This window comes from Micromonospora globbae (genome assembly GCF_003610785.1).
Classification (GTDB): Bacteria; Actinomycetota; Actinomycetes; order Mycobacteriales; family Micromonosporaceae; genus Micromonospora; species Micromonospora globbae.
In genome coordinates this window covers 1-6,509 of sequence record NZ_RAQQ01000063.1, presented here as the reverse complement: position 1 = coordinate 6,509, position 6,509 = coordinate 1, and the positions used below count along the sequence as shown (strand labels likewise).

Below are 6,509 nucleotides of genomic sequence, written 5' to 3'. Positions count from 1 at the left end.
TGGTACCACGGCATGAAACGGCTACGGATCCGCTGGGAACGCCGCGACGACATCCACGAAGCCTTCCTTGCCCTGGCCACCTGCATCATCACGTACCGACACGTCGTACGACTTTGTTAGGACCTCTTAGGGCAGCTCAGATAGAGGTCACATTCGCACGGCCCTTCCTGAGGCAGGCGCAGGCAGCGTCCGAGTTCAAGTTCGGTCTTGTAGAAGTTGGTCTGGAGCCAGTCGAGTGCGGTCTGGTCGAGTTGGCCGCGGCGCAGAGTGTCCGCCAGAGGGCCGGCGATAGCCGCTCCAGGCTGCAGGACGGCCTGGTAGTCGGCCAGCACGACCGGGTCGGAGATCTGCGAGTAGGTCATGGACATGCCCGCGCTGAGGTGCCCGAGGATCTTCATGATCGTCTGGGTGCGGGCGCCTTTCTCGGCTAGTTGGGTGCCCAGCGTGTGCCGGAACCGGTGGGCGTGGATGGCGGGCTTGCCTTCGGCGTTGAGGATGCCGAGTTCGTCGCAGATGCGTCCGAGCGGCACCGCGAACAGGTATTCGACATCGGCGAGCCGACCGTTGTTGAGAAACAGGTAGCGCACACTCTTGCCGGTGTCTCTGTCGTGGATGCCGCGGTCCTGGTGTCCGGCGCGCAGTTCATGGAGACGGCGGATCGCTTCGGCAGCTTCGGGGTGGATCGGCACGGTGCGTTCTTTGAGCGATTTGCCGGCGGCGAGCCGCAGCCGCGGGGTGCCGTCGGGGTAGGTGTCGAGGCAGTCGAGGTGCAGCCGGCGGATCTCTCCGCGGCGTGCGCCGCTCCACCGGGCGACCAGCAGCGCACACCGTTGCAGCGGGCACTCGACGGCGCGGATCGCGGTCATCAGCGGTTCAAGTTGGTGGGCCGGGATGAACCGTGGGACGCGCTGGACCGCCCGTGGAACGTCCATTCGGGTCAGTACCGGGCGAGCGGGCATGTCGGTCCACTCGGCGTGGGCTCCGTAGCGGAAGAACACGGTGACTTCGGAGATTATGCTGCGGCGGTAGACGTCGCTGAGCGGCTGCTCGGGGTGCTTGACTTTGCGCTGCCCGCCCAGCCACGTCATGAAGTCCAGCAGGTCGGCGCGAGTCAGTTCGGCCAGGTTCTCCACAGCCGGGCGTTGCTGGGCCAGCCAGATGCCCAAGCGTCGCATCGCGGCCCGGGTCGAGCTCATGGAGTCGGGCCGCACGATGAGAGCTCGTTCGACCAGGTAGCGGTCCATCACCGCGGCGATTCGCGGCTCCGGGCTCAGCGGCGGCAATGGTTTACGGTCCAGGCGTTGTGGCAGCCGGTCGGTGATCCCGGCGTGGAACAGCGCGATCCCGGTGCGGAACACGTTGGTGCCCCACGCGTTCTTGATCGTCGTGAGGTGCCGTGGGCTGAGGACCTCGTCGATGCCGGGGACCTGGTCAAGGGTGCGGATCGTCGCCCTCAATTCCTCGACATCGTCGGCGGTGACCGCGTGCAGGTCCGGGTCGCCGCGGTGCAGCACCAATCGCATCACGGTCCAGGACACCCGGAACGTGCTGCTGTCGGGGTTGTGTCCCAGCGCGGTCACCTGCTCGCGTAGCTGGTCGACCTGGGCGGTCAGTGGCAGGCCGAGCTGGTCGGCGATCGACCACGGTTTGATCACACCGATGCCGAGCAGCCAGCCCCAGTCCAGCCGCAGTCGGCCGGTAAGGGCCAGGTAGATCAGGTAGTCGCGGGCGTTGTAGTTGATCCAGCCGGCGGTGACGTCGAAGTCAACCCCGGGGCCGCGACGCCGGGTCTGGGTGTCCTTGTTGCGCCACCCGAGCCGCTGCCGCAGCGGCTGGTCGAACCAGCTATCAAGCTCGGGGAACTGGCGCAGGAAGCGGACATGTCGGCGATGTAGCCGGATCTTGCGATCCTGGCTGTAGATGCCGCTGTGCTCGACGAACGACTCGTACTCCTCGGCCGGACAATGGCGTGGACCACCGACCAGGCGCGGTGGCGGTGACGCCGGTAGGCGCAGAACGGCTCCGCTGACGGTGCGGTGTCCCCGATCGCGGCCCGGTAGTCCTTGACCACATCGGGATCACTGACCCGGGTGTAGATCTTCGTCGAGTCGGGGCTGGCGTGCCCGAGCCGGGTCATCAGGGTCAGATCCCGCATTCCGCCCTCGAACATGCGGGTCGCGTGCGTGTGGCGCAGCGCATGCGGTGTCAGCCAGGCGTCGCGGACGCCAGCACGCCGGGCGGCCCGGGCGAACATGCGCACCAGACCGTCGTAGCTCAACGGCTCCAATCGTCGTCGGCCGCGACCGCCGACGAGGAACACATAGCCGGTGTCTGCGTCAGCGGGGCGTTCGTGCATGACGTAATCGCTGACGGCCGGCAAGGCCCGGCTTTCCAGCAGGTCGACGGTCCGGTCCCGGCGGGATTTCTGCCGCACCCCCGCCGGGTGATCGGTCCGGTGGCGGACCACGATTCGCCGACGTCCGTAGGAGATGTCGTCCAGCCGCAGGCCGAGGACCTCTCCTGGCCGCAGGCCGCCTTCCCACATCATCTCCAGCAACGCGCGGTCCCGCCGGTTGCGCAGCACGCCCAGCAAGGCGACATAGGTGTCGTCGGACATCGGTCGTGGCAGCGACTCCACCGTCTTGATTCGCAAGGCCCGACGCACCGGCCGCTGCGGACGCGACGTCACCAACGGCGTGCGAGGACGGCCCGGAACCCGAGCCGCTGCCTGGTCGGAGATAGTCACGATCGGATTATCGGCACCGCCGTACCGTTCGACGCTGATCAGGTACTCGAAGAACGACGACACCGCAGCCAGCACACGGTTGCAGGTCTTGGCCGCCAACAACCGGCCGTTCCCGGCGGTCAACCCGAGATCCAGCCGTTGGGCCTTACGGCCCGACGAACGGGTCCGCAACCACTCGATGAAACTCACCGCCAGCGCAGGCTTGAACTCCTCGACCGTCAAGCCGCGCTCGTGCAGAAACTGGAACAGCTTCTGCAAGTCATGCGCATAGGCACGGACCGTATTCGGCGAATAGTCACGCACCGTCAACAAGCGGAGGAATCCGGCCACTTCGGCAATGGGCACGCCAGCGTCGTCGACCAACTCCACACCCGGCTGCCCGACCGGGGCATCAACAACCTTCGTCACACGCACGCTGGACAACGTAGGGGTTCACCGAGCCGTCCACAGAATCAGTGGCACCTCAACTGTCCAGATAAGAAGGTGGCCACACCCGCAGAACCGCTCGGAGAGGGTGCGGACGTTGCCGACACCGTGCGCCCGTGACGGCAAGGGCCCCGGCCACCAGTACGGGCTGCCCGACCTGATCGAACCGTCCGGCACCACCCACGGCATCCTCCCCACACCCACGACGGTCCCGTACGGGTCAAACAAGTCCCCGTCCGCCGGTGCCGCCCGCCGGCCGAGCCTCGCCGGCATCGCCGGACAGTTCCTGCCCACCCCGACCGCCGGGGATGGCACCGGCTACCTGAGTGGCAGCAACCGCGACACTTGGCGGCCCACCCTCGAATCAGCGGTCCGCGGCTACCGGCCGCACCCCGGCGGGAAACCATCCGACCCCGAGGCGCTGCTGCCCACGCCGAGGGCCAGCGACACCGGCACCCCCGGCCGCAAAGCCGGAGCCGGATTCCGGCCACCGCTGTCCCAGGTGCTACTGCCCACCCCGAGGGCCACCGACGGGGCGAAGGGCTGTCCCGGCCAGCGCGGCTCCCACGGCGACCTCACCCTCCCCTCAGCGGCCGTGCGGGTACCCACCCGAACCCTGCCCACCCCCCGCGCGTCCGACGGGCGCGGCCCCGCACTCCACGGCGACGGCGGCGCGGACCTGCGCACCACCATCGCCAGCCTCGGTCACCTCGACGAGCAGCGGTGGGGCGTCTACGCCGCCGCCGTCGCGCGATGGGAGCTGCTGCTCGGCCGACCAGCGCCCGCACCCACGCAGACCGGGCAGCACGGCAAGCCTGTGCTCGCCCCACCGTTCGTGGAATGGCATCTCAATGACCGAGTCAAGGGGGGCACAGAACGGGCTGCTGGCCTGCAGGCGTGCGTCAACGGCGATCTGTGAGCGCCGCCTCGATGCGGAGGCCGACACCGATAAAGACGAGCATCCCAGCGAAGACGTAGCCCTTGGCCGGCGTGCTGTCGGTCGCCAACCCCACCATGGTGATGAGCAGGCCAACAAGCAGGGCAATGTTGCCGAGAATTCGAGCGGTGTTGAGTCTGCGCTCTCGTGCGTCCACGAACAGCACCGTACGGATCGGAAGCGAGCAGAGTGCCCTCGGGGTCGATCGATCACATCAACCGCGCCGAAGCCCTATTCATCTCGACGGTCCGACGATCCGTCGGGCCTCCGCGAGGACCTCGTCGTTGACCTCCTGCTCGGTCATATCGGTGTACTCGAGCGTGTCGTACACGTCGTCGAGTTCGACCAGGCGTTCGGCGAGCGCCACCCGGTCATGACCGATGGTGGAGTGCGCCCACACCACCAGTTCCAGGGTGGGCATACGCCCGGTCAGGACCCTCGAAGCCATGACCCTGACCGCCGCTTCCCGCCCCGCTTGGCTGCCGCGTGGGTGGTAGGCAAGCCCCACGTCCTGCAGCGCGGCTTCGAGTAGGTCGGGCACGTCTTCATCGGCATGCCGGATGTGAACGCCTGCCAGCGTGGCGAGGTTGAGTCCGTCGAAGCCGGCGACCAGCAGGTCGCAGGCGGCGCCAACGACTTCGGCCGCGGTGACGTGGCCGACGCTCCACAACGCGGCGGCTTCGTACATCCGGGTCAAGACTTCGTCGCGTTCCACGCGCCCATCCTGAATCAGCAGGCAATGAAGCGCCCTTGGTTTATCCAGGCGTGGTCAGGCCGCACTGGCCGGCGCGGCCTGTTGAAAGCACCGGCTGTCGCGCAGCAGCGCCCACAGCACGTCGACGCGTCTGCGAGCCAGAGCTATCAGCGCTTGCCGCGGCTTGCGGCCTTCGGCTCTCTTGCGGTCGAAGTACTCGCGGTTCGGGCCATCGAACTTGAGGCTGGTCAAAGCCGACATGTAGAAGACCCGGCGCAGTGTCCGGCTGTAGTGCTTCGGCCGGCACATGATGCCGACTCTGCGGCCGGACTCCCGCGGCACCGGCGCCAGCCCGGCGAACGCGGCGAGATGATCCGCATCGCGGAAGTTGCGGGTGTCGCCGATGGCCGCCAGGAACTCGGCACCAAGCACCGGCCCCATCCCGGGCATGCTCAAAATGATCTTCGCCTGTGGGTGCTGACCGAACAGTTCGGCGATCTCGGAATCAAGCTCCTGGATCCGGCGGTGCAAGTCCAGCAGGTAGTCGGCCATCTGCTGAACCAACCGGGCGGTCATCCGTTGTCCTGGCAGCTCGACGGTCTGGGCGGCGGCCGCCGCGCACGCCTTATCGGCCAAGACCACGGCTCGCCGGGCACGACGCTCCTTGAGCCGAGCAGTGATCTGCTCGTGTCCTGCCTGCCGAATCGCCTCCGGTGTCTGGTACAGGCTGAGCAGGATCAGCGGGCCCCGCTTGGCGAAGTTGAACACCTTCTCCAAGGCCGGGAACGTGCCGGTCAGGTAGTCACGCAGGCGGGTGATGGTGCGCGTCCAGTCGGTCGTCAGATCGGCCCGGTGCGCGGTGAGGACCGCCAACTCGGCAATCAGGTCCGGCTTGAGCGTCAACGCGGACAGGTCCCGGCGCATCCGGGCCGTCTCGGCGATGATCCAGGCGTCCTTGGCGTCGGTCTTGCCCTCGCCGCGGAAGGCGCCCGACATGCGGTGCACCGTCCGGCCAGGCACGTACACCAGACGCTGCTCCGCCGAGAGCAGCAGCGCGATGACCAGTGCAGCAGGGCTGCCTGCCAGGTCGATCGCCCAGGTCACGTCCTGGCCGGTGCCGCGTCCCTTGGCGACCAGGTTCTCGATCGCCTCCTGGTCGTTGGCCACCCGTTGCGACCAGATCACCCGTCCGTGATCGTCGACGGCCGTCGCGTGATGCGCAGCCTTGCCGGCGTCGATCCCGATCCAGGCCCGTTCCAACTCTTCCTCCTCACGTGACATCAAGGTTCCCCATGGAGCACCCCGCCTGCACAGCCTTAGATAGCGACGACTCGCGGCTCTCAATCAGCGACCAGGGTGTCCAGAAGGAGCCGGGCGGCCATACCACTCAGGCCACCAGACGGCGTCATGGGCCAAGCCACACCCGGCCCCTCTGGGTCGTCCGAATGATCTCATCCGGACATCGAGGATCCTAAGGCTCATGGGCCTCGACGCCGGCCACGTCACAGACCCCGCGTTAGGGCTGCCACGCACCCTCGCGCTGCGGGTCCTCGGCAACGGCGTCGTCCCCCAGCAGGCGGCGGTTGCGTCCACGGACGTGGTGTACGACTTGCCCGTGATGGGCGTGTTGCGTAGATAGGAGACGGCCATCGCGTGATCCTTCGAGACGACCAAGTCATAGAAGGAGAGGAACGCGATGGCCGCAT

General features: G+C 67.5%; 6 protein-coding genes. 1 reads left to right on the top strand and 5 read right to left on the bottom strand.

The annotated features are described in order from the left end of the window. Positions 1-116: 116 nt before the first annotated feature. Both D7I43_RS31990 and D7I43_RS31985 read right to left on the bottom strand, forming a co-directional pair. The gene (locus tag D7I43_RS31990) at positions 117-1,655 is read right to left on the bottom strand and encodes a tyrosine-type recombinase/integrase (protein WP_120332284.1); all 1,539 of its coding nucleotides are present in this window, start codon (positions 1,653-1,655) and stop codon (positions 117-119) included. 59 nt (positions 1,656-1,714) lie between these two features. Continuing rightward, positions 1,715-3,160: a tyrosine-type recombinase/integrase gene (locus tag D7I43_RS31985; RefSeq protein ID WP_240033325.1), complete on the bottom strand. Its 1,446-nt coding sequence runs from the start codon at positions 3,158-3,160 to the stop codon at positions 1,715-1,717. A 100-nt stretch (positions 3,161-3,260) separates the two neighbouring features. Between D7I43_RS31985 and D7I43_RS31980 the strand changes: the two genes are divergently transcribed. Then, positions 3,261-4,091, top strand: a complete 831-nt coding sequence (locus tag D7I43_RS31980) for a hypothetical protein (RefSeq protein WP_420870264.1) — start codon at positions 3,261-3,263, stop codon at positions 4,089-4,091. Here D7I43_RS31980 and D7I43_RS31975 read toward each other — a convergent pair. The 3 genes from D7I43_RS31975 to D7I43_RS31965 all read right to left on the bottom strand — a co-directional run bounded on the left by D7I43_RS31975 (position 4,075) and on the right by D7I43_RS31965 (position 6,084). Beyond that, the gene (locus tag D7I43_RS31975) at positions 4,075-4,275 is read right to left on the bottom strand and encodes a hypothetical protein (protein ID WP_120332283.1); all 201 of its coding nucleotides are present in this window, start codon (positions 4,273-4,275) and stop codon (positions 4,075-4,077) included. The two genes, D7I43_RS31980 and D7I43_RS31975, sit on opposite strands and share 17 nt — an antisense overlap. Positions 4,276-4,344: 69 nt before the next feature. Continuing rightward, on the bottom strand, positions 4,345-4,824 hold the full coding sequence (locus D7I43_RS31970) for a hypothetical protein (RefSeq protein WP_204985343.1): 480 nt from the start codon (positions 4,822-4,824) through the stop codon (positions 4,345-4,347). Between the two features lie 54 nt (positions 4,825-4,878). Continuing rightward, the gene (locus tag D7I43_RS31965; protein ID WP_120332282.1) at positions 4,879-6,084 is read right to left on the bottom strand and encodes an IS110 family RNA-guided transposase; all 1,206 of its coding nucleotides are present in this window, start codon (positions 6,082-6,084) and stop codon (positions 4,879-4,881) included. Positions 6,085-6,509 lie beyond the last annotated feature (425 nt).

What these genes read in the sequence shown, in the direction of transcription:
- D7I43_RS31965 (WP_120332282.1), bottom strand. Translation starts at nt 6,084, where the DNA reads ATGTCACGTGAGGAGGAAGAGTTGGAACGGGCCTGGATCGGGATCGAC.